Annotated in this window: 19 protein-coding genes and 2 pseudogenes; 11 read left to right on the top strand and 10 right to left on the bottom strand. The window is 70.7% G+C overall.

The features are described 5' to 3' along the window. The first annotated feature begins 138 nt into the window (after positions 1-138). The 4 genes from ACIP8W_RS26070 to ACIP8W_RS26085 all read left to right on the top strand — a co-directional run bounded on the left by ACIP8W_RS26070 (position 139) and on the right by ACIP8W_RS26085 (position 5,603). Positions 139-2,160, top strand: a complete 2,022-nt coding sequence (locus ACIP8W_RS26070; RefSeq protein ID WP_402153162.1) for a beta-galactosidase — start codon at positions 139-141, stop codon at positions 2,158-2,160. A gap of 105 nt (positions 2,161-2,265) precedes the next feature. Continuing rightward, positions 2,266-3,849: an arabinogalactan endo-beta-1,4-galactanase gene (locus tag ACIP8W_RS26075; RefSeq protein ID WP_401956507.1), complete on the top strand. Its 1,584-nt coding sequence runs from the start codon at positions 2,266-2,268 to the stop codon at positions 3,847-3,849. 330 nt (positions 3,850-4,179) lie between these two features. Then, positions 4,180-4,818 (top strand): SigE family RNA polymerase sigma factor, encoded by a 639-nt coding sequence (locus ACIP8W_RS26080; RefSeq protein ID WP_402204850.1) that lies wholly within the window; start codon positions 4,180-4,182, stop codon positions 4,816-4,818. Then, positions 4,818-5,603, top strand: a complete 786-nt coding sequence (locus ACIP8W_RS26085) for a hypothetical protein (RefSeq protein ID WP_402204852.1) — start codon at positions 4,818-4,820, stop codon at positions 5,601-5,603. The genes ACIP8W_RS26080 and ACIP8W_RS26085 overlap by 1 nt, the downstream gene beginning before the upstream one ends. An 18-nt stretch (positions 5,604-5,621) precedes the next feature. Here ACIP8W_RS26085 and ACIP8W_RS26090 read toward each other — a convergent pair whose 3' ends face one another. Beyond that, the gene (locus tag ACIP8W_RS26090) at positions 5,622-7,901 is read right to left on the bottom strand and encodes a zinc-dependent metalloprotease (protein ID WP_402204853.1); all 2,280 of its coding nucleotides are present in this window, start codon (positions 7,899-7,901) and stop codon (positions 5,622-5,624) included. 160 nt (positions 7,902-8,061) lie between these two features. Between ACIP8W_RS26090 and ACIP8W_RS26095 the strand changes: the two genes are divergently transcribed. Further along, on the top strand, positions 8,062-9,003 hold the full coding sequence (locus ACIP8W_RS26095; RefSeq protein WP_402204855.1) for a RimK family alpha-L-glutamate ligase: 942 nt from the start codon (positions 8,062-8,064) through the stop codon (positions 9,001-9,003). An 18-nt stretch (positions 9,004-9,021) separates the two neighbouring features. On the opposite strand, the gene ACIP8W_RS26100 is transcribed toward ACIP8W_RS26095, so the two are convergent. From ACIP8W_RS26100 to ACIP8W_RS26115, 4 genes are all read right to left on the bottom strand, one after another. Then, the gene (locus tag ACIP8W_RS26100; RefSeq protein ID WP_402204857.1) at positions 9,022-10,038 is read right to left on the bottom strand and encodes a metallopeptidase TldD-related protein; all 1,017 of its coding nucleotides are present in this window, start codon (positions 10,036-10,038) and stop codon (positions 9,022-9,024) included. Further along, a complete protein-coding gene (locus tag ACIP8W_RS26105; protein WP_402204859.1) occupies positions 10,031-11,104 on the bottom strand; it encodes an aKG-HExxH-type peptide beta-hydroxylase in 1,074 nt (357 codons plus the stop codon). Before ACIP8W_RS26105 ends, ACIP8W_RS26100 begins: the two co-directional genes overlap by 8 nt. Further along, on the bottom strand, positions 11,091-11,546 hold the full coding sequence (locus ACIP8W_RS26110; protein ID WP_401956524.1) for a hypothetical protein: 456 nt from the start codon (positions 11,544-11,546) through the stop codon (positions 11,091-11,093). Before ACIP8W_RS26110 ends, ACIP8W_RS26105 begins: the two co-directional genes overlap by 14 nt. Before the next feature lie 288 nt (positions 11,547-11,834). Beyond that, positions 11,835-11,960 (bottom strand): hypothetical protein, encoded by a 126-nt coding sequence (locus ACIP8W_RS26115; RefSeq protein ID WP_401956526.1) that lies wholly within the window; start codon positions 11,958-11,960, stop codon positions 11,835-11,837. Between the two features lie 280 nt (positions 11,961-12,240). Here ACIP8W_RS26115 and ACIP8W_RS26120 point away from each other — a divergent pair, with 280 nt between their 5' ends. Then, a complete protein-coding gene (locus tag ACIP8W_RS26120; RefSeq protein WP_402151542.1) occupies positions 12,241-12,975 on the top strand; it encodes an SDR family NAD(P)-dependent oxidoreductase in 735 nt (244 codons plus the stop codon). Between the two features lie 98 nt (positions 12,976-13,073). Here ACIP8W_RS26120 and ACIP8W_RS26125 read toward each other — a convergent pair. Then, positions 13,074-14,507, bottom strand: a pseudogene (locus ACIP8W_RS26125) (S8 family peptidase); the annotation flags it as partial. Between the two features lie 682 nt (positions 14,508-15,189). Between ACIP8W_RS26125 and ACIP8W_RS26130 the strand changes: the two are divergent. Next, a complete protein-coding gene (locus ACIP8W_RS26130; protein ID WP_401956530.1) occupies positions 15,190-15,534 on the top strand; it encodes an MmcQ/YjbR family DNA-binding protein in 345 nt (114 codons plus the stop codon). Positions 15,535-15,556: 22 nt separating this feature from the next. Here ACIP8W_RS26130 and ACIP8W_RS26135 read toward each other — a convergent pair whose 3' ends face one another. The 4 genes from ACIP8W_RS26135 to ACIP8W_RS26150 are packed head-to-tail and all read right to left on the bottom strand — an operon-like array spanning position 15,557 to position 19,755. Next, the gene (locus tag ACIP8W_RS26135; RefSeq protein ID WP_401956531.1) at positions 15,557-16,384 is read right to left on the bottom strand and encodes a carbohydrate ABC transporter permease; all 828 of its coding nucleotides are present in this window, start codon (positions 16,382-16,384) and stop codon (positions 15,557-15,559) included. 14 nt (positions 16,385-16,398) lie between these two features. Further along, positions 16,399-17,376, bottom strand: a complete 978-nt coding sequence (locus ACIP8W_RS26140; protein WP_402204862.1) for a carbohydrate ABC transporter permease — start codon at positions 17,374-17,376, stop codon at positions 16,399-16,401. Continuing rightward, a complete protein-coding gene (locus ACIP8W_RS26145; RefSeq protein WP_401956535.1) occupies positions 17,373-18,656 on the bottom strand; it encodes an extracellular solute-binding protein in 1,284 nt (427 codons plus the stop codon). Before ACIP8W_RS26145 ends, ACIP8W_RS26140 begins: the two co-directional genes overlap by 4 nt. A gap of 34 nt (positions 18,657-18,690) precedes the next feature. After that, positions 18,691-19,755, bottom strand: coding sequence for a PfkB family carbohydrate kinase (locus ACIP8W_RS26150; protein ID WP_401956538.1), 1,065 nt, complete (start codon positions 19,753-19,755; stop codon positions 18,691-18,693). 128 nt (positions 19,756-19,883) lie between these two features. On the opposite strand from ACIP8W_RS26150, the gene ACIP8W_RS26155 reads away from it, so the two are divergent. From ACIP8W_RS26155 to ACIP8W_RS26170, 4 genes and pseudogenes are all read left to right on the top strand, one after another. Then, on the top strand, positions 19,884-20,633 hold the full coding sequence (locus ACIP8W_RS26155) for a DeoR/GlpR family DNA-binding transcription regulator (RefSeq protein ID WP_401956540.1): 750 nt from the start codon (positions 19,884-19,886) through the stop codon (positions 20,631-20,633). Between the two features lie 28 nt (positions 20,634-20,661). Beyond that, a complete protein-coding gene (locus ACIP8W_RS26160; RefSeq protein WP_401956543.1) occupies positions 20,662-22,008 on the top strand; it encodes a 6-phospho-beta-glucosidase in 1,347 nt (448 codons plus the stop codon). 11 nt (positions 22,009-22,019) lie between these two features. Further along, a complete protein-coding gene (locus ACIP8W_RS26165; protein WP_401956545.1) occupies positions 22,020-25,139 on the top strand; it encodes an alpha-mannosidase in 3,120 nt (1,039 codons plus the stop codon). 53 nt (positions 25,140-25,192) lie between these two features. Then, positions 25,193-25,465: pseudogene (locus ACIP8W_RS26170) on the top strand (alpha-L-fucosidase); the annotation flags it as partial. Positions 25,466-25,623 lie beyond the last annotated feature (158 nt).

A 25,623-nucleotide genomic window follows, 5' to 3' on the forward strand; every position in this document is an offset into this window, starting at 1 on the left:
GTTCACAGTAGAGAAACTTTCCGGACACTTGTCAATGCTTGTTCCTGTGCGGTTATGTTGGATCTGCGTCGCCGCCGATGTGTGTGCACGTTCCCACCCCAGGCACTTATCGCTGCATGCAGCACAGGAGGCAAGCCCATGCCGGACACCGCACCCCGGGGCCTTGAACGGCTCGCGTTCGGCGGGGACTACAACCCCGAGCAGTGGCCGGAATCAGTCTGGCAGGACGATGTACGCCTCATGCGCGAGGCCGGGGTGAACCTGGTCAGCATCGGTATCTTCTCCTGGGCGATGCTGGAGCCCGCGCAGGGGCGTTACGACTTCGGCTGGCTGGACCGCATCATCGACCTGCTGCACGAGAACGGCATCCGTGTCGACCTGGGCACCCCCACGGTCGCCCCGCCCGCCTGGTTCTACCGCGCCCACCCCGAGGCGCTCCCGGTCAGTCAGGAGGGCGTGCGCTACGCCTTCGGCTCGCGCGGCGCGATCTGCCACAGCTCGACGGCCTACCGTGAGGCCGCCGCAGCCATCACCGAACAACTCGCCCTGCGCTACGGCGCCCACCCGGCGCTGGCGCTGTGGCACGTCCACAACGAGTACGGTGTCCCCGTCAACGCCTGCTATTGCGACAGCTGCGCCGCACACTTCCGCCGCTGGCTCGCCACCGCGTACGGCACCGTCGACGCGGTCAACGAAGCGTGGGGCACGGCCTTCTGGGGCCAGCGCTACGGCTCCCTCGACGAGATCGAACCGCCCAGGGCCACCCCCACCGTCTGCAACCCGGCCCAGCGCCTGGACTACGCGCGCTTCGCCGACGCGACCATGCGGGAGAACTTCGTCGCGGAACGCGACCTGCTGCACCGGCTCGCCCCGGGCACCCCCGTCACCACCAACTTCATGACGGCCCTGAGCCAGTGCGACTCTGTCGACTACTGGGCCTGGGCGCGTGAGGTCGATCTCGTCACCAACGACCACTACCTGATCACCGACGGCCGGCGCACCCATGTGAACCTCGCCATGGCCGCCGACCTGACCCGCTCGGTGGCGGCCGGTGAGCCCTGGCTGCTGCTCGAACACTCCACCAGCGGTGTCAACTGGCAGCCCCGCAACCCCGCCAAGGCCCCCGGCCAGATGGCCAGGAACAGCCTCGCCCATGTGGCGCGCGGCTCCGAGGGCGCGATGTTCTTCCAGTGGCGCCAGTCCCGGCGCGGCGCCGAGAAGTTCCACTCCGCGATGGTCCCGCACGCCGGCACCGACAGCCGCGTCTGGCGCGAGGTCGTCCGGCTCGGCGCCGACCTGGACGGACTGGCGACCGTACGCGGCACCCGGACCGTCGCCGACGCCGCCATGCTCTGGGACTGGCAGTCCTGGTGGGCCCAGCGTCTGGAGTGGCGCCCCAGCGAGGACCACGACGCCCGCGAGCGCGCCGACACCTTCTACGAGGCGCTCTACGACCGGCACCTCACGATCGACTTCGCCCACCCCGACGCCGATCTGTCGGCCTACCCCCTCGTGGTGGTGCCCGCCCTCTACCTCGCGACCGAGGCCACCGGCCGCAACCTGCGCGCGTACGTCGAGAACGGCGGCACCCTGGTCGTCTCGTACTTCTCCGGAATCGTCGACGCGAACGACGCCGTCCACCCCGGCGCCCACCCCGGCGCCCTGCGCGATGTCCTCGGCCTGACCGTCGAGGAGTTCTCCCCGCTCGGTACGGGCGAACGCGTCCGGATCACCGCCGCCGACGGCGCGGAGCTGACCGGTGACGTCTGGACCGAGTTCGTCGTGCCGCAGGGCGCCGAGACCGTCTGGACGTATGCCGACGGGCTCACCGCCGACCGGCCCGCCGTCACCCGCCACCGCCTCGGCGAGGGAACGGCCTGGTACATTTCCACCCGGCTGGACGCACCCTCCCTCGACACCATCCTCGGCGTCGCCGCCGCCGACGCCGGGATCGCCCCGCGCGCCGAACTGCCGCGCGACATCGAGGTGGTGCGCCGTGCCGGCGAGAACGGTTCGTACCTCTTCGTCATCAACCACACCGGTACGGACACCGAGGTGCCGCTGACCGGCGACGGCACCGAGCTGCTCACCGGCGAGCGCGCCGCGGGCGGGCTCGCCGTCCCGGCCGGAGCTGTACGGGTCGTGCGCTTCGACGACTGACAGCCGTACCCGCTCCGCCGCTCCACCCCCAGATCCCACCCCCCACAGAACCACCCCACCGAGAACCACCCCCACCCGCCGCATCCGGTCGAAGGGACATCGACGATGCACTTCGCACTCCGCTCCAGGCACATCCCCCTCAGAGCCGCCGCCGTATCAGCCCTGGGCGCGCTGCTCCTGACCGCGCTGCCCGCCACCCAGGCACACGCCGCGACCACTCTCACCAACCCCGGCTTCGAGGCCGACGCGACCGGCACGGCCACCCCGTCCGGCTGGAGCACCTACTCGGAGGCCGGCCAGAACGCCGCCTCGTTCACCGAGAGCGGCGGCGCGAGCGGCAGCCGCCGGCTCAGCCACTGGTCGGCCTCGGCGTACAAGGTCGAGACCTATCAGTTCCTCTCCGGGCTGGCCGACGGCACCTACACCCTCAGCGCCAAGGTCCGTTCCAGCGGCGGCCAGAACTCCGCCTACATCGCCCTGCGCAACTGCGGCAGCGCCGAACAGCGCACGGACCTGCCGCCCACCCCCAACGGGCAGTGGATCCGTCTCGTCACCTCGATACGGGTGAGCGGCGGCAACTGCACGGTGAGCCTCAACTCCGACGCGCACGCGGGGGAGTGGGCCAACTTCGACGACCTCACCTTCGCGCCGGGCTCGACGGGCCTCGCCATCAAGGGCGGCGACCTCTCCACACTGCCGAAGAACGAGGCGTTCGGCGCCACCTACCAGAGCGCGTCGGGGGCGAGCGGAAACGCGCTGGGCCTGCTGCGCGGCGCGGGCATGAACTACGTACGCCTCAAGGTCTGGGTCAACCCGGCCGACGGCTACAACAACAAGGCGCGCGTCCTGGCGATGGCCAAGCGGGCCAAGGCCGAGGGCATGAAGATCCTGATCGACTTCCACTACTCGGACCGCTGGGCCGACCCGGGCCAGCAGACCAAGCCGGCCGCGTGGGCGAACCACTCGTACAGCCAGCTGCGCACCGACGTCTACGACCACACCTTCGACGTCCTCAACGCGCTCAAGGCGCAGGGCACCACCGCCGACATGGTCCAGATCGGCAACGAGCTCAACGCCGGCATGCTGTGGCCGGAGGGCTCCACCGACAACTGGACCCAGCTGGCCGGTCTGCTGACCTCGGGCGCCCAGGCGGCCAAGGACGTCTCCTCCTCCACCCAGATCGCCCTGCACCTGGCCAAGGGCGGTGACAACAGCGGCACCCGCTGGTGGTTCGACCAGGCGGTGGCGCGCTCGGTGCCGTTCGATGTGATCGCGCTGTCGTACTACAGCTACTGGCACGGCCCGCTCTCCGACCTCCAGGCCAACATGGACGATGTCGCGGCGCGCTACGGCAAGCCGGTACTGGTCGCCGAGACCGCCTACGCCCACACCCTGGCCAACGGCGACGCGCTGGAGAACAACATCGCCACCTCCTCCCAGCTCGCGGCGGGCTACCCAGCGACCCCGGCGGGACAGGCCGCCAACCTGCGCGATGTGATGAACGTGGTCGAGGCGGTCCCGAACGGACGCGGCCTCGGCGTCGTCTACTGGGAGCCGGCCTGGACCGCCGCACAGGGCAGCGGCTGGGACCCGCAGGACCCCTCCTCGGGCAACGCCTGGGAGAACCAGGCGCTCTTCGGCTACGACAAGAAGCTGCTGCCCGCCGCGGGATGGTTCTCCCACCGGTAAACCACCACTGGTACGGCAGTGTGAACCGTACACACGGAAAGAGGGCGGCGGGATCGTGAACCGGTCCCGCCGCCCCTTTGCGTCCCCGGCCGGGGACGAGGAACACCCTCTGCGGGGTCGCGCCCGTCCGCGCGTGGGCAGCCGGTCTGTCATGACATCAACCGCATCGTGGGGCACCGATGTTCAAGGGTTCGTTTCTTCTCGTACCGATCACTGTCGGTGGCAAATACTTTCGTCGTACACACTGCTACGCTCACGCTCCTCGCCGAGGCCCGGGACGGCCGTCCGGTGGGTGAGTACAGCGGATGAGCACAGACAAGGAGCGGCTCCGTGGACTCAGTTGCCGACGACGCCACCGCCGCCGAGTTCCAGGAGTTCTTCGAGCGGCACTACGCGGAACTGTCGCGTCTGGCATACCTCCTGACGGGCGATGCCAGTACGGCCGACGACCTGGCCGCGGACGCGCTGCTCGCGATGTGGCGTCGCTGGGACCGGGTCAGGGCCGCCGACCACCCGGTCGCGTACGCGCGCGGGGTGGTGGCCAATCTCGCACGCTCCCAGATCCGCAGCGCGGTACGGGAGCGCCGCCGCGTCACACTGTTCTGGTCGCAGCGCGGCGAGCGGTTCGACGGGCCCGACGTCCCCGCCGTGCTGGATGTCCAGGCGGCCCTGCGGAGGCTGCCGTTCCGTAAACGGGTGTGTGTGGTGCTGCGCCACGCGCTGGATCTCTCGGAGCGGGACACCGCCCTGGCGCTGGGCGTGTCCGTGGGCACGGTCAAGAGCCAGACCTCGCGCGCGATGGCCGAGCTGGGGCGGCTGCTGGCCCCCGGTCAGGACCCGGCCGGGGAACAGGTGCAGGCGAGAGTGGCCTCGGACCTCACCGGGGGCCCCGGACCACGCGTCGCGTCGGCCCGTACCGTTGCTTCCGACCGCACGGCTCCATCCGGTCGTGCGGAGGGGAGAGGCTGATGGACGAACTGCGCAAGCGGCTGAGGCAAGAGGCACGGACGCACACCCCGGACCGGGCGCGGATACTCGCGCGCGTCGAACGCGGCATGGCGGGGCAGGGGGCCGCCCCCGCCCCGTCGAGATCCCGCGGTCCGGCGTCCTGGCTGCGGGTGGCAGCGGTGACGGCGGCCGCCGTCGGCGCGCTCGGCGCCTGTACATACGTCCTCGTCGCCGCCACCGAGGGCGGCGGACCCCAGACCGTGGCGACCACACCGGAACCGGCGCGCCGCCCTGTCCCGCCCCCGGTGTCCTCCGACGCTCCCGAGCGGCCGTCGCAGAGCCGTACGCCCGAAGAGCGCCGGCCCTCCGTGCCCCCGGAGAGCGGGACACCGGCCGCCCCCGGTACGCCCGCGGGCCCCCGGGACGGCTATCTCCGGTCGGACGGTGTGGTCGACCCGAACAGCAACTCGTTCTGGGCACAGAACAACGTCACGCTCACCACCGAACGGCCGCTGACCTCGCTGACCGTGGAACTGCGCGTCGCGCAGACCGGCGGAGTGAGGGCCACCGGCTCCTGGCACTCGCTGCCCGAGGAGGACTTCACCGCCACCGTGCGCCCGGCGGACGACGGGACCCTGGTCTATCGGTGGACGCTGAAGGACGGTGTGACCGTACCGGCGGGCGAACATGTCTTCGCCGGCCGCTACGACCACGGAGAGGGCGGCCGGGACGCCGGCGACGACCGTTACCGGGCGATGGCGGCAGGCTCCGGGCGCACCGCCGAGGTCGGTGGGGACTTCGGCTGAAGTCCCCACCAGCGGGCCTCAGTTGGGTGCCCCCGGCGGGATCCTCGGCAGCGATCCGGCGCGGGCCACCGCCGGGTCGGCGAGCGTGGCGCTGATCAGCTCGGCAGCCTCGCGCCCCTGGGTTCCTTCGCCGGTACGCAGCCGGTCGGCCAGCCCGCGCAGGGCCGACCGTACGAGCGCGCGGACCGGGGCGTGCAGGGCGTCGCCCTCCAGAACGGCCAGGACATGGTGCAACAGCACCCAGTTGGCGGTGTGCTGGACGGCTTCCCCGGCGAGGACCCCGGCCGGGACCGGGTCGGCGCGGTGCCAGGTGGCATCGAGGAGTGCGCCCAGCAGTACGGCGACCCCGGGCACCGCCGGGTCGGCCGCGTGCTGCCAGGCGAGCCGGTTCAGGCGGGCCGGATCCAGCAGCTGTTCGCCGACGAGGGACGCGGCGGCGGCCACCGCCGAGAACGGGTCGAAGACCCGGCCCGCGCGCGTGTCGAAGGACTGTGCCGTACGCCCGTAACGGATCGCGGGCGGGGTGAGCGCGTTCAGCACGGCGGCGGGCAGGGCCAGTTGCTCCGCGCGCAGCAGCGCGGCCAGCCGCTCCAGTGCCTTGTGCTGGTCCGCCGCGTCGACGGGGACGGCGCCGGTGCCGTCCTCGCCGGCCAGGCCGTACACGTACCGGACACCGCCCACGAGCCGGGCCACGGCGGTGACTTGGTGCCGGTGCAGGAGCTGGAGCAGGGTGGCGCGCTCCTCCAGCTCGCCGGTCTGCCTCCCGGGCGGCAGGACCCCGCGCGAGAAGCCGTTCAGCGCGATACGGCGTACCGCGAGGATCTCCTTCAACGCCTCGAACGCACCGCCCGAGGTGGTCCAGGGGACCGCGTCGGCATGGGCGGCGTCCGGGCCGTGGCCGTCCTCGTCGGTGAGGTGGACCAGGCCCGACTCGGCGGCCTCCCGGCGCAGTTCGGCCAGGGCGGCGGCCTCGTCCCGCCCGGGGAACTCCCCGTACGCGTGCGCGACGAGGAACAGGTCCCACGGGCCCGGCCCGGTCGCGTACGCCCCGGACAGATCCAGCTCGCCGTCGTCGGTGACCCGGATCCGCGCGTGCGGATAGTCCATCACCGACGGCTCGGGGTGCAGTGTGCTCGCGTAGTTGTGCATGAAGCCCAGCGCGTGACCGATCTCATGGGCCGCGAGCTGCCGCAGCCGGTCCAGGACCAGCTTCTCCACGGCGGCCAGCCGCTCCCGCTCGTCGGGACGGCCGTACGGGGCGAGCAGCGCCTCCCCCAGTGCGCGCACCTGGTCCGCCCGCTGGGAGCCGAGCCGGACCCGGGCGGCGACGATCTCGCCGGTACGTGGATCGGTGAGCCCCTGCCCGTGCGACCAGCCACGGCCCGCGCGGTGCACCCACACCACGGAGTTGACCCCGGGCCGGTACGGATCGAAGTCGGCGCCGCCCACCTCGACGCGGTACGCGTCCGGAAGACCGGCGGCGGCGAACGCCCCCCGCCACCAGTTGCCGCCCTCCACGACCGCGTCGCGCAGTGGTCCGGGGAGCGCGGGGTCCACCTCGAAGACGATCGGCCGCTCCAGCCGGAAGCGGGGCTGGAACTTCACCTGTCGGTCGCCGGATCCCACCAGCGAGTGGTCCTCGTGGCCGATGCCGTAGCCGCCGGAGCCCGGGTGGTAGCGCCGGGCGGGCAGCGCGGGCTCCGGCAGCGGGGTGAACCGCAGATGCTGGACGACGGTCAGGGCACGCGGATCGGGCACCACGGTCCCGAGCGCGCTTCCGCCCCCGGGGCCGCGGAAGGTGAGCAGGGCGGCCAGCCGGGTACCGTCCGGGCCCGTACACGACCGGTCGGCCAGCGGGAAGCTCGCCGACGCGTCGACCGCGTACTCGCCCTGCCCCCGCTCCCGCAGATGCCCGGTGATCCCGTCGTGGTCGCCGAGCACCAGCCCGGTCACGTCGACGACGGCCGTGCCGTCCCGTTCCCGGAGCACCGGGGCGCTCCACACGACGGAGCACGCGAACGACTCGTCCCCGGCGCGGATCGCGGCGGTGTCACCCGTACCGAGGAAGTGTTTGTTGCGCAGGACGAGCAGGACATGGCCGGCGAGCCTGCGGAACTCCGCCACCCGGACCTTGCCGAACCGTCCCCGGTCCAGCCCGAGCTCACTGGATCCGGCGCCCTGGGCCAGCTCGGTGGTGAACAGGAAGGGCCGCTCGAAGTGGCTTATGCCGACGATCAGTTGGCCGTTGTCGGAGCCGTGGAGCAGCTCCAGGAAATCGGATGCGGGGGTGTCGGTCACGCCGGGGCCTCTTCTTGTCTGCTGTCTGCTGTCTCTGGCTCCTGCCGAGCGAACTCATCGGGAAGCCCTCCTCACCCGGCCCATCATGCCCGGCCCGCCGGGGTCCGGCCCGTTGGTCCGGAACCCGGGATAGGCTCGGAACTTCGCGCAATGACGATGCGTGCGACAACGCGCACGACATCGCGCGGACGACGACGACGAGGAGACGATGACGATGGCGGTCGGCGGAACCGGACGGGTGGCCCTGGCCACGGCGACCGTGGGGATCGACCGGGACGTCGACCTTCCGCTGATCGTCGGCGCGCTGCGCGCCCGTGGCCTGGACGCCGAAGCGGTGGCCTGGGACACCGAGGGCCATGACTGGTCGGCGTACGACAGTGTGGTCATCAGGTCCACCTGGGACTACTGGCGGCGGCTTGACGCGTTCCTCGCCCGGGCCGACGACATCAGCGCCGTGACCCGGCTGTACAACCCCGCCGGTGTTGTCCGCTGGAACAGCGACAAGAGGTATCTCGCGGACCTCGCCGACCGGGGCGTCCCGACCGTACCGACCGTCTTCATCGCCCCCGGCGAGAAGATCGTCCTGCCCGAACAGGGGCACTTCGTCGTCAAACCGACGGTCTCCGCCGGCTCCCGGGGCGCCGCCCGGTACGCCGAGGGCATGACGGCCGGGGCCGAACGCCATGTCGAACAACTCCACGCCGCCGGTGAGACCGCCATGGTGCAGCCGTATCTCCCGCGTATAGCCGAGGGCGAACGGGCGCTCGTCCACTTCGGCGGAACGTTCAGCCACGCACTGCGCAAAGGGCCGGTCCTGACCGATATCGGGGTCATCGACAACAACAGGGTCGCCCATCCCGGCCTCACCGCACACCGGCCGAGCCGGGCCGAGGCCGAGGTCGCCGCCGCCGCGCTGCGCGCGGTCCCCGGCCAGGGCCCGGCCCTCTTCGCCCGGGTGGACCTCGCGGTCGGGGACGACGGCACGCCGGTCGTCATGGAGCTGGAACTCATCGAGCCCAATCTCTTCCTCACCCACAGCCCCGACGGACTCGGCCGTTTCGCGGACACGATCCAGCGGTGGACCGCGACCGGACGGCCGTAGCGACGGGCCGGCCGGTGGTCAGGGCACCGTGAATGCTCCGCCGCGGGCCGCCGGGCCTCCGGCCGGCCCGGGGAAGTGCGCCAGCGGGCGCAGCACACAGCGGCCGAGGAGCAGCGAGGGACTGATCAGGGTGGAGCCGACCTCGTACCCCTCCTTGACACAGGTGTACGGCGAGCTGTTGACCGTCACATCGTCGCCGACGGCCGCCACCTGGGCGGCGAGCGCGGCCTTGTCGGCGCAGATCACCGCGGGTCCCCGGACGTCGTTGACCAGCCGCCCCCGGTACACGCGCTGGACCCAGAGCAGCTCCAGTACGAGCAGACGGCGCACCGAGAAACCACCGATCGGCGTTCCGAGCAGCCAGCCGTCCCCCATCCTCCGCAGCAGCTCGGACGGCGGGAAGTCCCCCGGAAGGACATCGAGGACGCTGCACCGGGGCAGCGCGGGCCGTCCGGCGGCGCCCCGGCCGTGACCGGTGCTCACCCCGCCGCTGAGCGCGCTCGTCGGGGTGTGGGTGAGCAGCCCCGTCCACCGTCCGGCGGTCAGCAGGGTGACGGTACGCGGCACGGTGCCCTCGTCGTCCCTCTCGTAACTCCCGGCATAGGGCCAGGCCGAGGGGCGGTCCCGCACGGTCAGCGGCGCGGCCGTCCAGCGGTCCCCGAGAGCGCGCCGCAGGGAGGGGGAACGGGCCAGATAGTTGTCCGCCTCGCTGGTGTGCCCGAAGCATTCATGGACGAAGACCCCGGCCGCCGACGGGGAGAGCACCGCGGGGCCGTGCAGCGGCACCGAGATGTCCCGCCGGTGGGCGAGCCGCTCCCTGTCCCGCCGCAACTGTTCCACCCCGTCGTCGATCCGGCGCAGGACGAACGCCGGATCGTGCGCCGCGGCCCCCCACTGCGGCGTACCGCCATGACAGGCGCGGCCCAGCACGATCCGCACCTCGACCAGGCTTCCCCGCCGCGCCAGCGAGAAGCGGGCACCGGGCCCCAGTGTCTCGCACGCCCGCCGCAGCGCGTCCCGCAACGCCTCATCCACGGCGCAGGCACTCCACGGCCTCCCGGCAGCCCGCCAGCAGCCGGGCACCCTCGGCGGTCGGCTCGGCGACCTCGGTCAGGTTGTTCTCGGCGAGCAGCGGCTGTGCGGCCCTCTCGGTCAGATGGCGGCCGATCCGCTCCTGCTCCCGGGCGTCCGCCGTCCGCTCCCGCCGGCACCGGGCCGCGTGGAGACCGCTGATGAACGACAGCACGCCGTGCAGGAGATGGCCGAGCGGCCGCTCGGCGTCGACGAAGGGGGAGTAGTGCCTCGCCCGTGGGTTCCGTACGACGGCCACACAGTCCAGAACGCCGCTGAACCGCTGGTGAGTGGCCTCGTGGACCAGGGGCTGGGCCAGCACGAACCCGGGGCGCTCGCTGGTGAGCACCAGCCCCCGCAGACCGTGCACACTGAAGTTGAGCGGCCGGTCACCTCGACGGTTGCTCAGCGCGGCGAACGCCCTGATGTCGACGGACGCCATGGCGAGCCCCAGCGGCCGGCTGTCCGCGAGGACATCGGCGCCCGCCTGCACCCGGGCCGCGAACGCGCGTGCGCCCGACGCGTCGAGATCCAGCGGCCGCTCGTCCGACTCCGACTCCGCCGCCCAGGAGAACAGCAGCCCACCCCTGTCGGGACCCGAACGGGTCAGCACCGGGACCGACACACGACGGGCCTGCGGGGCGGTGAACACGACCCGTGCGACGGCCGCCCCGGCGTCCCGGGTCAGACAGCTCTCCAGCTCCGCCAGCAGCACCACCGGATCCGCGCCCGCCACCCCGCTGCGCCAGATCCAGCCCGTCAGATCGGGGCGCGAGGCGAGATCCAGCGCGGCGTCCACCTCCAGGGCGTCGAGCGTCTCCCCGGCCAGCGCGAGCGCCGGCGCCGGGCCGGGCACCGCGTCCCCGAGCCGTCTCGGCGCGCGCAGGAAGCGGACCAGACAGTGCCGGGCCACCACCCGGTGCAGCCGCTCGTTGGCCCGTACGTCGTCGGGCGTCCTGGGCAGGACGATCCGGGCGAGATCGGGCAGGCCAGCCGCCGACTCGTCCTCGGTGAGATCATCGACACGCATCCGGACCTCCCGGCTCGCCCCGGCGCTCCAGCACCCGGTGCAGTGAGGCCTCCAGCGACCGGACGAGCGCGGCCCCGTCCGGGGCGCGCAGCGGGAGCGGCTCCCCCCACACGGGGTCCGCAGCGGCGTCACGCAGCAGCGCCCGCCCGTACCGGAGGACGCGGGGCACGATCACCAGCAGAGCCGGCTCGCTGATGGCCTCGCAGACACCGATGACCAGGGCGGCGGCGAAGATCAGGACATGGAGGGAGCCGTCCCAGAAGACGGCCGTACAGATGAACATGGCCACCCGGGCCGAGTCCGCCGCCACCGCTCCCGCCACGGGATTGATCCGGTCGAGCAGGGCGCCGCTGAAAAGCACCACGGATCCGAGCGCCATGAAACGCGCGGCGAATACCACTGCTACCGTCTCCGCGGTGGTGCCTGCCTGTGCCGCGGACACGACAATGAGAATAGGGAAGAGAGCGTCACCGAGAAGGGAAACCGCCTGTCCCAGACAGAGAACGGCGAAACGCCGGTGGCCGAGCAGCTGGAAATAGGTTCTCACCGTCTCGCATGGCCTTTCCGGAACGGGCCGTACACCGTCGGCGCTTCGAGGGGGAGGCGCCGACGGCTCACCGGCGGTCGGACAGCACGGTCAGTACGGGGTCGGTGCAGGTCGGTAAGGGGCGGTACGGTCAAGCCAGTCGGGTCGGTTGAGTCGGTCGGGGTCGGGGTCGGGGTCGGGGAGTCAGGAGGAGGAGAAGAAGCGGAAGGCGTGGAAGGCGATGCCTTCCTCAAGGTCCTCGACTTCCAGGGCTTCGAGGCTGTCGAGGCTCTCCGCATCGTCGACGACAGTGACCTGTTGGTTGTTCATCTCGTTCTTTCGATCCTCCTTCGGGCATTCGAAACGTTCCGTCGGGAGAATCCATGTGTTCCCCGGCGCGGAATTCGACACTAGCGGCCGGGTTCGGCGTGGGGGAAGTGCTGACAATTCATTGGCGTGGACTGGCCATTGAGTTATGGCATGCGGTTTTCCTGGGTATTGGGCGGCTCGGTAGAGTGACGGCGCCGCCCGTATCGGCGCGTGGCACGGGGCGCCCGCACCAGTGGCGCGGGCGCTCCCCGTACAGGAGTCACAGGAGTCAGGGGTTTCCATGAGCCGGCAGCCGGTCACCGTCGTCACCGGGGGGAGCCGGGGAATCGGCGCCGCGATCTGTGTACGGCTCGCCGCCGACGGCCACGATGTGGCCCTGGGATACCGCGCGGACGCCTCCGCCGCCGAAGCCGTCGCCGCGGCGGTCGGGGCGACGGGGCGGCGTTGTGTCACCGTACGGCTCGACACCACCGACGAGCGCGGCGTCGACCGGCTCTTCGAGACGGCGGCCGCCGAACTCGGCCCCGTCACGGGCCTGGTCAACAACGCCGGGGTCGGCGGCCCCGTCGGTCCCCTCGCCGACGCGGACGCGGCGGGCATGCGTCGGAGCCTGGAGGTGAACGTCCTGGGCTATCTGTTGTGCGCGCGCCGCGCGGTCCGTGACATGACACGCACCGGGGGCGGCTCCATCGTGAACATCTCCTCCGCGGCCGCCACGCTCGGCAGTTCCGGGGAGTACGTCTACTACGCCGCGGCCAAGGCGGCCGTCGACACCATGACCACCGGTCTGTCCAAGGAGGTCGCCGCCGCCGGAATCCGTGTCAACGCGGTCGCTCCCGGCATCATCAGGACAGGTTTCCACGCGGACCCCGAGCGCCCGGACAGGCGCGCGTCCGCCATTCCCCTGGGCCGTCCCGGGCAGCCGGAGGAGATCTCCGGCGCGGTCTCCTGGCTGCTCTCGGACGACGCCTCGTACGCCACGGGCGCGATCCTGCGTGTGGCCGGCGGTCTGTAGGATTTACCACCCACCCACCACCCCCGGACACACCGAAGGGCCGGTCCGGTGTGTGTGACGCACACCGGACCGGCCCTGTCAGGCTTGACGACAGGTCAGCTGACGGCCTGGACCGTCTTGGCCGCGTCGGCCAGACCGGCGCCGCAGCCGCCCGAGCAGGTGCCGGGAAGCGCGCGGGCGTTGGCCTTGATCGCGGACTCGATCTGGGCGGGCGTCAGCGAGGTGTTCGCGGACTTCAGCAGCGCGGCGAGCCCGGCGATGTGCGGGGCGGCCATGCTGGTGCCCTGGTAGTACGCGTACGACTCGGCGCCCGGGGTGGTGGTGCCCGAGTTCAGTGTGGACAGGATGCCGTTGGCGGTACCGGTGTTGGTCTGGCCACCGGGCGCGGCGATGTCCACCGAGGCGCCGAAGTTGGAGTACGAGGCGCGCGAACCGGTGCGGTTCAGGGCGGCCACACTGATCACGTTGTTGCAGCTGGCGGGCGAGAAGTTGGCCGCGTTGGCGTTGGAGTTGCCCGCCGCGACGACGATCGTGGTGCCACGGTTCACGGCCGCGTTGATCGCGCTCTGGGTCGCGGTGGAGCAGGAACTGTTGCCACCGAGGCTCATGTTGATGACCTTGGCGACGTTCGCGTTGGCCGGGACGCCCGAGACCGTACCGCCGGAGGACCAGGTGATGGCGTCGATGATGTCGGAGTCGTAGCCGCCGCACTTGCCGAGGACCCGCACCGGCGAGATCTTCGAGCCGTGGGCGATGCCCGCGACACCCTTGTTGTTGTTGGTGGCGGCGGCGATGGTGCCCGCCACATGGGTGCCGTGCCAGGAGGAGTTGCTCGCCGGGCTGCCCGTGCCGCACTCACCGGCGCGGGACCAGTCGCCCGGGTCGGATGCGTCGCTGTCGCGTCCGTTGCCGTCCACCGACACCGCGGTGTCACCGATGAAGTCGTAGCCGGCCACGATGTTGGGGGCCAGGTCGGAGTGGGCGACATAGCCGGTGTCGATGACCGCGACGGTCACACCGCTGCCGGTGGTGGTGTCCCACGCGGTGGGGACGTTCATACCGGCGGTGGTCTCGAACAGATCCCACTGCTTGGTGTACTCGGTGTCGTTGGGGTCCGCCTGCAGTGTGTTCAGCCGGTCCGGTACGACATAGGCGACCTGCGGGTCGGCCTGGTACTGCGCGATGACATCGGCGGCCTCGGCCTTGCTGACGTCCGCTCCCAGGTCGACCAGCGCGGCGCCGGTGCCGAGCCTGCGCTGGAAGCCCTGGTCGGCGTCGACGCCCTTGGCCTCGGCGTCGGCGGCGGCAGCGGAGTTCGACTTCGCCTCGGCGGCGGTGGCCTTGTAACCGACGATCAGCCGCTCGGCCGTGGGGGCGGCCGGGACCGCGGCGGGCGCGGGGCTCTCGACGGCGGGCTGTGCGGCGGCCGGGCCGGTCAGGGCCAGGGAGACGACGGCGGTGCCGGAGAGCAGGGTCGCGGATACCGCGGTGAGGGATATGAGCTTTCGTCTGACATCACGAGAAGTGCGCAAGGAAATTGCCTTTCGTGCGTCGCTTCCGGGGCATGGCGGCGCGACGGTGCGAATCGCTTCGTCGTCGAAGCGGAGGGGGGAGGCCGAAACGGCGTGGGGACAGCCGAACGTGAGCCGTCGTTGGGGTTACCAGCGAGTTGGCTGTGCTTGAACATTAACCACACTCCAGGTGATCTGGATACCGAAGATTGACTATTCGATGGGAAGAAACCCTGTGGAGCAGGGGAATTGGTCCGGAAAGGAGCTTTCTTGTGCCGGTTGGCACCGAATGGTGGATTCCGGCCCGCCGTCGGTGTGTTCGTGCCCTCATCGGAGCCGAAGTGTCACGGTGAGGACACGATCTCGGCAGGTGCGGCCGGGGGAGGTCGCCGGCGCGGTCAGTGGGTCCGCGGGGCGGCGGACGTATCCGTGGCGCGGGTGGGATGAGTGATCGTCATGTCCCGCGCGCCAGGAAGGTGCGTCTCGACGGAGAAACGGAGAAGGCATGGCCACCGGACGGGACAGGGGGGTGATCCACCGATCATTCCGCGGTATTCCTCAGAGATTGACCGCTTATGCGATGGGCGGTAGCGATCTGTGTATTTCGGCCCCCGAGATCGTCGCCGCCCTGGAGGAACAGTCCCTGGAGGAACAGTCTTTCGGGGGAATACGCGGAAGAGGGCGGCCGCCTACCATCGAGGGCGTGATCGATGCCGAGGACGTCCGCCGAATCGCTCTGTCCCTCCCGCAGACCGTGGAGAAGGAGGCGTGGCGCATGCCCACCTTCCGGGTCGCCGGAAAGATGTTCGTCACGGTCCCCGACGATCAGACGTCGTTCGCCGTACGGTGCCCCCGGTACGAGCGGACCGAGCTGATCGCGGCCGAGCCGGAGAAGTTCTGGGTGCCGCCGCACGAGGCGTCGTCCGCGTGGGTACGGGTGAGGCTGGCGGCCCTGGAGGATCTGGACGAACTGCGCGACATCATCCAGGACTCCTGGAAACAGGCGGCGCCGGGCAGGCTGTTGGACAGCCTGCCCGGCGCGGAGTGAGTGTCTTCTCCCGCACCGCCCGTCAGCGAATGGCTCCCTTGGCCAGGTCCGCCATGATCTGGCGGGCACCCAGGAAGAACACCACGAGCAGGGGGATCAGCGCGAGCAGGGCGCCGGCCATGACCATGCCGTAGTCGGTGGTGCCGTTGACACTGTTGAGCTGGGACAGGGCGACCTGGAGCGTCACATGGTCCGGGTTGATCAGCGCGATCAGTGGCCAGGCGTAGTCGTTCCACTGGCCCATGAAGGTGAAGACCCCGAGGAAGGCGAGGCCCGGCCGCACCACGGGCAGCGCCACGTGCCAGTACTGGCGCAGGAAGCCACAGCCGTCGAGCCGGGAGGCGTCCATCAGCTCGTCGTGGATCGAGCCCTGCATGTACTGCCGCATCCAGAAGATGCCGAACGCGTTGGCGGCGGCGGGCACGATCAGCGAGGTCAGCGAGCCGATCCAGCCCAGCTTCGCCATGATCACGAACTGCGGGATGGCCTGGAGCTGGGCGGGCACCATGAAGATGGCCATCATCATGGCGAACAGCACCCGGCGCCCGGGGAAGCGGAACTTCGCGAAGACGAAGGCGGCGAGCGAGTCGAAGAACAGCACCAGGAAGGTCACACAGACCGCGACGATCAGTGTGTTGAGCATCGACCCGAAGAAGTCGATCTTCTCGAAGAGATGACGGACGTTCTCGCCGAAGTGTGATCCGGGCAGCAGCCTCGGCGGGAACTGGAAGATCTCCGTCGACGACAACGTCGACATCACGACCGTCCAGTAGAACGGGAAGAGGGAGATGATCACCCCGGCGATCAGACCGAGATGCAGGGTCACTCCCCGGGCACGCACGCCCTTCATGGCCTTCGTCCTCATCACGACTGCCCCCGCTTTCCCTTGCGCTGGACCAGACGCCAGTTGACGATCGAGAAGAGGGCCACCACGATGAAGATGCCCCAGGCGATCGCGGCGCCGTAGCCGAAGTCGTTGTTGTCGAAGCTCTGCTGGAAGAAGTAGAGGACCATCGTCTGGCCCGCGTTGCCGGCACCGCCTCCGAAGGTCGAGCTGTTGTTGGTGTTGGAGAGCAGCACTTGCGGCTCGGTGAAGGTTTGGAGCCCGGTGACGGTGGAGACGATCAGGGTGAACAGGATGATCGGCCGCATGATCGGCACGGTGATCCGGAAGAAGGTCTGCACCGGTCCCGCGCCGTCGACCTTGGCCGCCTCGTACAGCTCGCTCGGGATGGTCTGGAGTCCGGTGAGGAAGATCAGCGCGTTGTAGCCGGTCCACTGCCAGGTCATCAGGGCGGCGACGGCAGTCTTGATGCCCCAGTCGCTGTTGAGCCAGGCGACCTGGTCGAGGCCGAACCACTGGAGTACGGCGTTGGCGAGGCCGAAGTTGGTGGAGAAGATCGATGAGAAGATGATCCCGACGGCGACGACCGAGGTGACGTTGGGCAGGAAGTAGGCGAAGCGGTAGGCGTTCTTGAACCGCACCGCCGAGTTGAGCATCACCGCCACCACCAGTGCCATGAACAGCATCGGCAGGGTGCCGAGCGCCCAGATGATCAGGGTGTTGCCGATGGAGTGCCAGAACTGGCTGTCACCGATCAGGTAGCGGTACTGCGACAGCCCCGCGTACTCGATCTTGCCCAGACCGTCCCACCGGTGGAAGGACAGATAGAGCGAGAAGCCCACCGGCACCAGACCGAAGCAGAGGAACAGCAGGTAGAAGGGCGAGATCGCCAGATAGAGCCGCCAGTGCGCGAGCGCCGAGCTGATCTTCGACGGGGCGCGCACGGGGGCGGCGGTGTCGGACACGGTGGGCGGGGGCGCGGTCTCGAGCGCGGTCATGTCGTGACCCCCAGGTGGTCCGCGATGCGCCGGCACTTGTCCATGGCGTCCTTCCATGCCTGGCGCGGGTCCTTGCCCAGGGCGTTCACATTGGTCAGTTCCGCGGTGACCGTCTGATCGAGGGGATAGTCGTACGGGCTGTTGTACGCGACCGGGACCTTCTGCGCGGCGGGTCCGAAGACATCGATGGTGACCTGGCCGCCGAAGAACGGGTCGGGCGCGCGCATGGCCTTCTGCCGGTACGAGGCGGGGGTGGACGGGAAGAGTGTGGCGTCCACGAAGCCGCGGGTCTGGTTGTCCGGGGAGAGCAGCCAGCTGATGATCGCGAAGGCCCGCTCGGGCTCCCGGCAGTACTTGGTGATGGCGAGGAACGAGCCGCCGTTGTTGGCCGCGCCGCCGGGCAGCGACGCCACCCGCCACTTGCCCTTGGTCCTCGGCACCGCCAGCTTGAGGTCACCGGCCGCCCAGGACGCGCCGAACTGACTGGGCAGCAGGCCCCGTTCGGTCGCAGAGTTGGCGTCCGGCGTGCCGGAGACGAACTTCGAGCACAGACCGCGCTCGTACGCCTCGATCGAGGTGTCCCAGGCGCGGCGTACGTGTTCCTGGTCGCCGATGAAGTGGCGGTTCTTGTCGACGTACCGCTGGGTGCCCTGCCCGATCATGTACTGGTAGACCGAGAGCGGGTCGATGAGCATATGGGCGCCGGGGATCTTCTTCTGGAGCTGTTGGCCGGCCGCCAGGAACTTGTCCCAGGTGGCCGTCGCCGCGAAGACCTCGTCCGGTTCGGTGGGCAGCCCGGCCCGCTCGAACACCGCGGGCCGGTAGTAGTGGGCGACCGGTCCGGTGTCGATGGGAAAACCCACCATCCGGCCGTCGGGGGCTATGCCCTGTGCCCACTTCCACGGCAGGTACTGGTCCTTGAGCCGGTCCGCGCCGAGTGTGCGCAGATCGATGAACTGATCCGCGTTGGGGAGGTACGAGGCCATGTCCTCGCCCTTGAGCCCGGTGATGTCGGGGACGTAGGCACGCCCCGCCATCGTGGTGAGCAGTTTGGACTTGAAGTAGCCGCCGATCTGGGCCGGCCGAAGTGTGACATCCGTGAAGTGTGTTTCTGCCTGGGCGACGACCTTGTCGCTCAGCCCTCCGGTCCAGTACCAGAGGGTCATGTCCCGGCCTGTGGAGCCGCTCGGGGCCGAGCAGCCTGCCGCTGTGCCGCCGAGTGCCGTGGCCACGGTCGTGGCCAGGCCCGCACGGAGCAGTCCTCTGCGCGAGAGATGCACCGCTCCCACCGCCTTTCTCAGTACGCCGTCGCTGTCAGAGCACGTGTGGGGTGACCGGTGCGTGATGCACGGGTGGCCCCGGGTCGGCCGGGATCCGGTCGGCCAGGAAACCGTACGTCCGGCGCAGCGCCGGGTCCGTACTGCCGGTGGTACGCCACCACCGGTCGATGCCGTACCAGCCGGGGGCGGCGAGCGCCCCGCTGTGTTGCCGTACGGACAGGCCCGCCGCCAGGGAGGCGAAGCGCAGCCGGTCGGCGAGGGGCCAGCTGCCCAGGGTAGCGGCGACAAAGCTCGCACCGAAAACATCGCCGGCGCCGGTCGCGTCCAGTGTGTCGGTGGGGAGTGCCGCCACCTCGGCGTGTTCGCCGGTCGTCTGGTCCACGGCGAGCGCGCCGTCGGGGCCGCGTGTGATAACCGCGACAGGGACGAGGTCGGCGAGCACACCGAGGGCGGCGGCCGGGGTGTCCTTGCGGGTGTAGCCCATCGCCTCGACCTCGTTGGGGAGGAAGGCGTGGCACAGGGAGAGCGGGGCGAGCAGGTCGGCCGACCACCGCTGGGTGGGGTCCCAGCCGACATCCGCGAAGATCTTGGTACCGGCCGCCGCGGCCCGCCCGATCCACTCCTGTGGCTCGGCGTCCAGATGCACCACGGCGCTGCGGGCGGCCGGGGCGCCCCGCATCAGTGTGTCCTGCGAGTGCGGGGGCTCCTGGCCGTGGGTGACCAGGGCGCGGTCGTGGCCCTGTGCGAGCGAGACGGTGACGGGGGTGGACCAGCCCGGTGCCGTACGCGACAGGGACAGGTCGACGCCCTCCTGCCGGGTGAGGATCTCGCGGCAGTAGGTCCCGTAGAAGTCGTCCCCGAAGACCGTGGCCAGCGAGGTCGTCAGCCCGTAGCGGGCAGCGGCCACCGCGAGGTTGGCTATGCCACCGGGGCCGCAGCCCATACCGCCGGTCCAGATCTCCTCGCCGGGGGTCGGCGGCTTGCCGAGGCCGGTGAGGACCAGATCGTAGAAGAGCAGTCCGGTCAGCAGCACATCCGGCGGAGCGGCGGGGCCGGGGGATCGGGACGGCTGGTGGCCGGACGGGGGCGGCTCACTCACGAGCAGCCTCCTCTCGTCATGGATCTGCAGTGATGTGCACAGGATCGTGCGCCTCTTGCGCAAAAATGGCAATAGTTCTTCATAAGAATGCATGGAAATGATTGAGCTTGAAGAGTAGTGTTCGGGCCGTGCTAGCTGAGCGACGACATCAATTGATCTTGCGCGCCCTGCGCTCGGGGGGGCCCGCCGCGGTGGCCGACCTCTCCGAGCGACTGGGTGTGAGTGCTGCGACGGTACGGCGCGATCTGCTGAAGCTGGAGGAGGAGGGCCTGCTCACACGGGTCCACGGCGGGGCGGTCGTCGAGGAGGGCGACCAGCCCTTCGCGGAGGTCGCCGGGGTCCGCGTACCGGAGAAGGACGCCATAGCGGCGGCCGCGGCGACGATGGTGGAGGACGGGCAGTGTGTTCTCCTGGACATCGGCACCACCGCGTACCGGCTCGCCCGGCAGCTGCACGGCCGCAGGCTGACCGTGGTCACCAGCAATCTGGTGGTGTACGAGGAGCTGGCCGATGACACCGGCATCGAGCTGGTGCTGCTCGGCGGTGTGGTCAGACGTGAATATCGCTCGCTGGTCGGCTTCCTCACCGAGGACAGCCTCCGCCAGCTCCACGCCGACTGGCTGTTCCTGGGCACCAGTGGTGTCCGCCCCGGCGGACAGGTGATGGACACCACGGTCGTCGAGGTTCCCGTCAAGCGGGCGATGATCGCGGCGAGCGACCGGGTGGTGCTCCTCGCCGACTCCGGAAAGTTCCCGGGGACGGGCATGGCGCGGGTCTGCGGACCCGGGGATCTCCAGTCAGTGGTGACCAACGCCTCTTCGGACGCGGCGACCTGCGCCGTGCTGGAGGAGGCCGGTGTGAAGGTGGTTCGGGTATGAACACGGTTCGGGCGACGGAGGTCCAGGCATGAGACTGACCATTCTCGGTGGCGGCGGGTTCCGGGTGCCGCTGGTGTACGGAGCGCTCCTCGGCGATCACGCCGAGGGCAGGGTGACCGAAGTCACCCTGCACGATCTCGACCCCGCCCGGCTCACGGCCGTGGCCCGGGTCCTGGCGGAGCAGGCCGAAGGCGTTCCCGACGCCCCGGTCGTCACGGCCACCACCGACCTCGACGAGGCACTGCGCGGCGCCGACTTCGTCTTCTCCGCGATCCGTGTCGGCGGCCTCGAGGGCCGCGCGGCCGATGAGCGCGTCGCCCTGGACCGCGGGGTCCTGGGCCAGGAGACCGTCGGCGCGGGCGGCATCGCGTACGGACTGCGTACCGTCCCCGTCGCCGTCGACATCGCACGCCGGGTCGCCGCCCTCGCCCCCGACGCGTGGGTCATCAACTTCACCAACCCGGCGGGGCTGGTCACCGAGGCCATGTCCCGCCATCTCGGCGACCGGGTCATAGGCATCTGCGACTCGCCCGTGGGACTCGGCCGACGCGTCGCCCGGGTGCTGGGCGCCAACCCGGACGAGGCGTGGATCGACTACGTCGGCCTCAACCACCTCGGCTGGCTGCGCGGCCTGCGCGTCGCGGGCCGCGACGAACTCCCCCGGCTGCTCGCCGACACCGAGGCGCTCTCCTCCTTCGAGGAGGGCAAGCTGTTCGGCCCCGAGTGGCTCCAGTCCCTCGGCGCGATCCCCAACGAGTACCTGCACTACTACTACTTCAACCGGGAAACGGTACGCGCCTACCAGGAGGTGAAGCAGACCCGCGGCGCCTTCCTCCGCGACCAGCAGGCCCGCTTCTACCAGGAGATGGAGCTGCCCGGCACCGCCGCCCTCTCGGCCTGGGACCGCACCCGCGCCGAACGCGAAGCCACCTACATGGCGGAGAACCGCGAAACGGCGGGCGTCGGCGAACGCGACGCCAGCGACCTGGAGTCCGGCGGTTACGAACAGGTCGCGCTCGCCCTGATGCGGGCCATCGCCCGCGACGAACGCGCCACCCTCATCCTCAATGTCCGCAACGGCTCCACCCTGCGGGTCCTGGACGAGGAAGCCGTCATCGAAGTGCCCTGCCTGGTGGACGCCAGCGGTGCCCATCCGTTCTCCGCGGCTCCCCTGCCGGACCATGCCACCGGGCTGGTCTGCGCGGTCAAGGCCGTCGAACGCGAGGTCCTGGCCGCCGCGGCCAGCGGCTCGCGCTCCACCGCGGCCAAGGCCTTCGCCCTGCACCCCCTCGTGGACTCGGTGACCGTCGCCCGCCGTCTCGTCGACGGCTACACCGCCGAACATCCCGGCCTCGCCTATCTGAACCGGAAGTAGGACGCACTCCTATGCACGATGAACGCCGCCGCATCGAGGACCGAGTCGAACGCGTCCTCGAACAGCGGGTGAAGCCCGCCGTATACACCTCCTCCGTACCCTTCGCCATCGAGGCGTGGGAAGCCCCCGACGAGCCGGTGCCCTTCGCCGAGGCCGAGGCCGCCCCGTACACCCCCTTCACCACCGGCACCCCCTGGGGCCCGCCCTGGGGCACCACCTGGTTCCGCGTCCGCGGGGAGGTCCCCGCGGCCTGGGCCGGGAGCCGCGTCGAGGCCGTCTTCGACCTCGGCTTCGTCGGCGACTGGCCCGGCAGCCAGGCCGAGGCGCTGGTCCACACCCCGGACGGCAGCCCGGTCAAGGCGGTCAACCCGCAGAACCAGTACGTCCCCGTCGCGCACCCCGCCGAGGGCGGCGAGCGCGTCGACTTCCTCATCGAGGCCGCCTCCAACCCCGACATCCTCGCCAACGACTTCCGCGCCCCCACCCCGCTCGGTGACAAGCTCACCGCGGGCCGCGCCCCCCTCTACACCTTCTCCCGCGCGGATCTGTCGGTCCTCGACGAGAACGTCTGGCACCTCTCCCTCGACCTCCAGGTCCTGCGCGAGCTGATGCTCGAACTCGGCGAGCACGACCCGCGCCGCCACGAGATCGCCCAGGCCCTCGACCACAGCCTGGACCTGCTGGACCTGGACGACGTCCCCGGCAGCGCCGCCGACGCGCGCGAAGCGCTGCGCGGTGTGCTCCAGCGGCCCGCGCACGCCAGCGCCCACACCCTGTCGGCGGTCGGCCACGCGCACATCGACTCCGCCTGGCTCTGGCCGATCCGCGAGACCAAGCGCAAGACCTCACGGACCTTCTCCAACGTCACGGCGCTGGCGGGGGAGTATCCGGAGTTCATCTTCGCCTGCTCCCAGGCCCAGCAGTACGAGTGGGTCAAGACCAACTACCCGAAGGTCTGGGACCGGATCCACGAGGCCGTGAACAACGGACAGTGGGCGCCCGTCGGCGGCATGTGGGTGGAGGCCGACGGCAACCTGCCCGGCGGCGAGGCCCTCGCCCGCCAGCTCGTCCACGGCAAGCGCTTCTTCCTCGACGAGTTCGGCATCGAGACCAAGGGCGTCTGGCTGCCGGACTCCTTCGGCTACAACGCCTGCTTCCCGCAGCTCGCCAAGCTCGCCGGCAACGAGTGGTTCCTCACCCAGAAGCTCTCCTGGAACCAGACCAACAAGCTGCCCCACCACACCTTCTGGTGGGAGGGCATCGACGGCTCCCGGGTCTTCACCCACTTCCCGCCGGTCGACACCTACAACGCCGAGTTCTCCGGCCAGGAGATGGCCCACGCCGTCCGCAACTACCAGGACAAGGGACGCGGCACCCGCTCGCTCGCCCCCTTCGGCCACGGCGACGGTGGCGGCGGCCCCACCCGCGAGATGATGGAGCGCGCCCGCAGGCTGGCGGATCTGGAGGGCTCGGCGAAGGTCGCCATCGAGCACCCCGACGAGTTCTTCGCCGCCGCCCGCGCCGAGTACCCGGACGCACCGGTCTGGTCCGGCGAGCTGTACCTGGAACTCCACCGCGCCACCTACACCTCGCAGGCCCGCACCAAGCAGGGCAACCGCCGTAGCGAACACGCCCTGCGCGAGGCCGAGTTGTGGGCGGCCACCGCCGCGCTGCACACCGACTTCCCCTACCCGTACGAGCATCTCGACCGGCTCTGGAAGACGGTCCTGCTCCACCAGTTCCACGACATCCTGCCGGGCAGCTCCATCGCCTGGGTGCACCGCGAGGCCGAGGCGGAGTACGCGCGCGTCGCGGAGGAACTCGCCGGGATCATCGCGGACGCGCTGGCCGCGCTGGGCGACCAGGACCGTACCCAGGTGTTCAACACCGCCCCGCGTGCCCGCGCCGAGGTCGTCACCGTCCCCGCCGACGTGTCCGGCGTCGAGGGGCAGCGCCTGGCGGACGGCACCGTCGCCGTCTACACCGAGGTCCCGGCCTCCGGCAGCGCCCCGCTGGGCGGAGCCACCGCGCCCGAGGCCGTCACGGCGGCGGGACGCGTCCTCGACAACGGCCTCGTGCGGGTCGAGATCGCCGAGGACGGCACCCTCGCCTCCGTGCGGGACCTCACCGCGGACCGCGAGGTCCTCGCCCCCGGCGCCGCCGGGAACCTGCTGCGCCTCCACAGCGACCTGCCCAACTCCTGGGACGCCTGGGACATCGACAAGCACTACAAGAAGCGCTTCACCGATCTGCGTGACCCCGGCGCGGTCACCGTCACCCTCACCGAACAGGGACCGCTCATCGGCGCGGTACGGATCGAGCGCGACTTCGGCAAGGGTTCCCGTATCGTCCAGACCGTCACGGTCCGGGCCGGCAGCCGGCGGATCGACATCGCCACCGAGATCGACTGGCACGAGGCCGAGAAGATCCTCAAGGCAGCCTTCCCCCTCGATGTGCGCGCCGACCGGTCCACCGCCGAGATCCAGTTCGGCCATGTCCACCGCCCCACCCACACCAACACCAGCTGGGAAGCGGCCCGGTTCGAGGTCTACGGCCACCGCTGGGTGCATGTCGCCGAGCCCGGCTACGGCGTCGCGATCATCAACGACTCGACCTACGGCCACGACGTCGGCCGCACCACCCGCGAGGAGGACGGCGGCACCACCACCACGGTCCGCCTCAGCCTGGTCCGCGCCCCGCGCATCCCCGACCCCGGAGCAGACCAGGGCACCCACCGCTTCACCTACGCGCTGCTGCCCGGCGCGAGCGTCGAGGACGCCATCGCCGAGGGGTACGCGCTCAACCTGCCGCTGCGCCTCGCGGCGACCGGCCCCGCGGCGCCCGTCGCCCCGCTGGTCAGCACGGACGGACCGGCCGCCACGGTGGAAGCGGTGAAGCTCGCCGACGACCGGTCCGGTGATGTCGTCGTGCGGGTGTACGAGTCGCTCGGTGGCCGCACCCGCAGCCGGATCCTCCCCGGATTCACCCACACCGGGGCCACCGTCGTCGACCTGCTGGAACGGCCCCTGGCCGACGAGCAGCCGCTGACCGTGGACGAGGACGGCGCGGTCACGGTGGCGCTGCGTCCCTTCCAGATCCTCACCCTGCGCTTCCGGAGGGAGCGCGTGTGACCATGCAACAGTGCTTCCCCGACGCCAAGTTGGGGATCTTCATCCACTGAGGCATCTACGCGGTCGACGGTGTGCGGGAGTCCTGATCGTTCTTCGAGGGCGATGTCCCGCACGACCGGTACATGGCGCAGCTCGACGGATTCACCGCCGCGGGCTACCGGCCCCGCGCCTGGGCGGATTTGTTCGCCCGGGCCGGGGCCCGCTACATTTTTCTGACGACCCGTCACCATGGCGGTGTGGCCCTGTGGGACACGGCCCACGGCGGCCTGAACGTGCGGCACGCCCCCGCCGCCCGCGATCTGGTCGGCCCGTACGCCGGTGTGCTGTGGATCGACCCGCCCGGGGTCGACGTACTCGGCGAGCACGCGAGCGTCCTCGCCGTGGAACCCGACGGCGGACTCGACCTGTACCGGAGGGCCGGACGCTTCTGAACTCCCCGCCGTCCGGGGTGGGTTCTGGACAGCCGCGCGTGGTCCGGGAAAGG

This window comes from Streptomyces sp. NPDC088554 (assembly GCF_044752945.1).
Classification (GTDB): Bacteria; Actinomycetota; Actinomycetes; order Streptomycetales; family Streptomycetaceae; genus Streptomyces.

Excerpts from the sequence above, each read along its gene's own strand:
- ACIP8W_RS26165 (WP_401956545.1), top strand. The coding sequence starts at position 22,020 with ATGCACGATGAACGCCGCCGCATCGAGGACCGAGTCGAACGCGTCCTC.
- ACIP8W_RS26120 (WP_402151542.1), top strand. The coding sequence starts at position 12,241 with ATGAGCCGGCAGCCGGTCACCGTCGTCACCGGGGGGAGCCGGGGAATC.
- ACIP8W_RS26085 (WP_402204852.1), top strand. The coding sequence starts at position 4,818 with ATGGACGAACTGCGCAAGCGGCTGAGGCAAGAGGCACGGACGCACACC.
- ACIP8W_RS26140 (WP_402204862.1), bottom strand. The coding sequence starts at position 17,376 with ATGACCGCGCTCGAGACCGCGCCCCCGCCCACCGTGTCCGACACCGCC.
- ACIP8W_RS26075 (WP_401956507.1), top strand. The coding sequence starts at position 2,266 with ATGCACTTCGCACTCCGCTCCAGGCACATCCCCCTCAGAGCCGCCGCC.
- ACIP8W_RS26070 (WP_402153162.1), top strand. The coding sequence starts at position 139 with ATGCCGGACACCGCACCCCGGGGCCTTGAACGGCTCGCGTTCGGCGGG.
- ACIP8W_RS26105 (WP_402204859.1), bottom strand. The coding sequence starts at position 11,104 with ATGCGTGTCGATGATCTCACCGAGGACGAGTCGGCGGCTGGCCTGCCC.
- ACIP8W_RS26135 (WP_401956531.1), bottom strand. The coding sequence starts at position 16,384 with ATGAAGGGCGTGCGTGCCCGGGGAGTGACCCTGCATCTCGGTCTGATC.
- ACIP8W_RS26115 (WP_401956526.1), bottom strand. The coding sequence starts at position 11,960 with ATGAACAACCAACAGGTCACTGTCGTCGACGATGCGGAGAGCCTCGAC.
- ACIP8W_RS26160 (WP_401956543.1), top strand. The coding sequence starts at position 20,662 with ATGAGACTGACCATTCTCGGTGGCGGCGGGTTCCGGGTGCCGCTGGTG.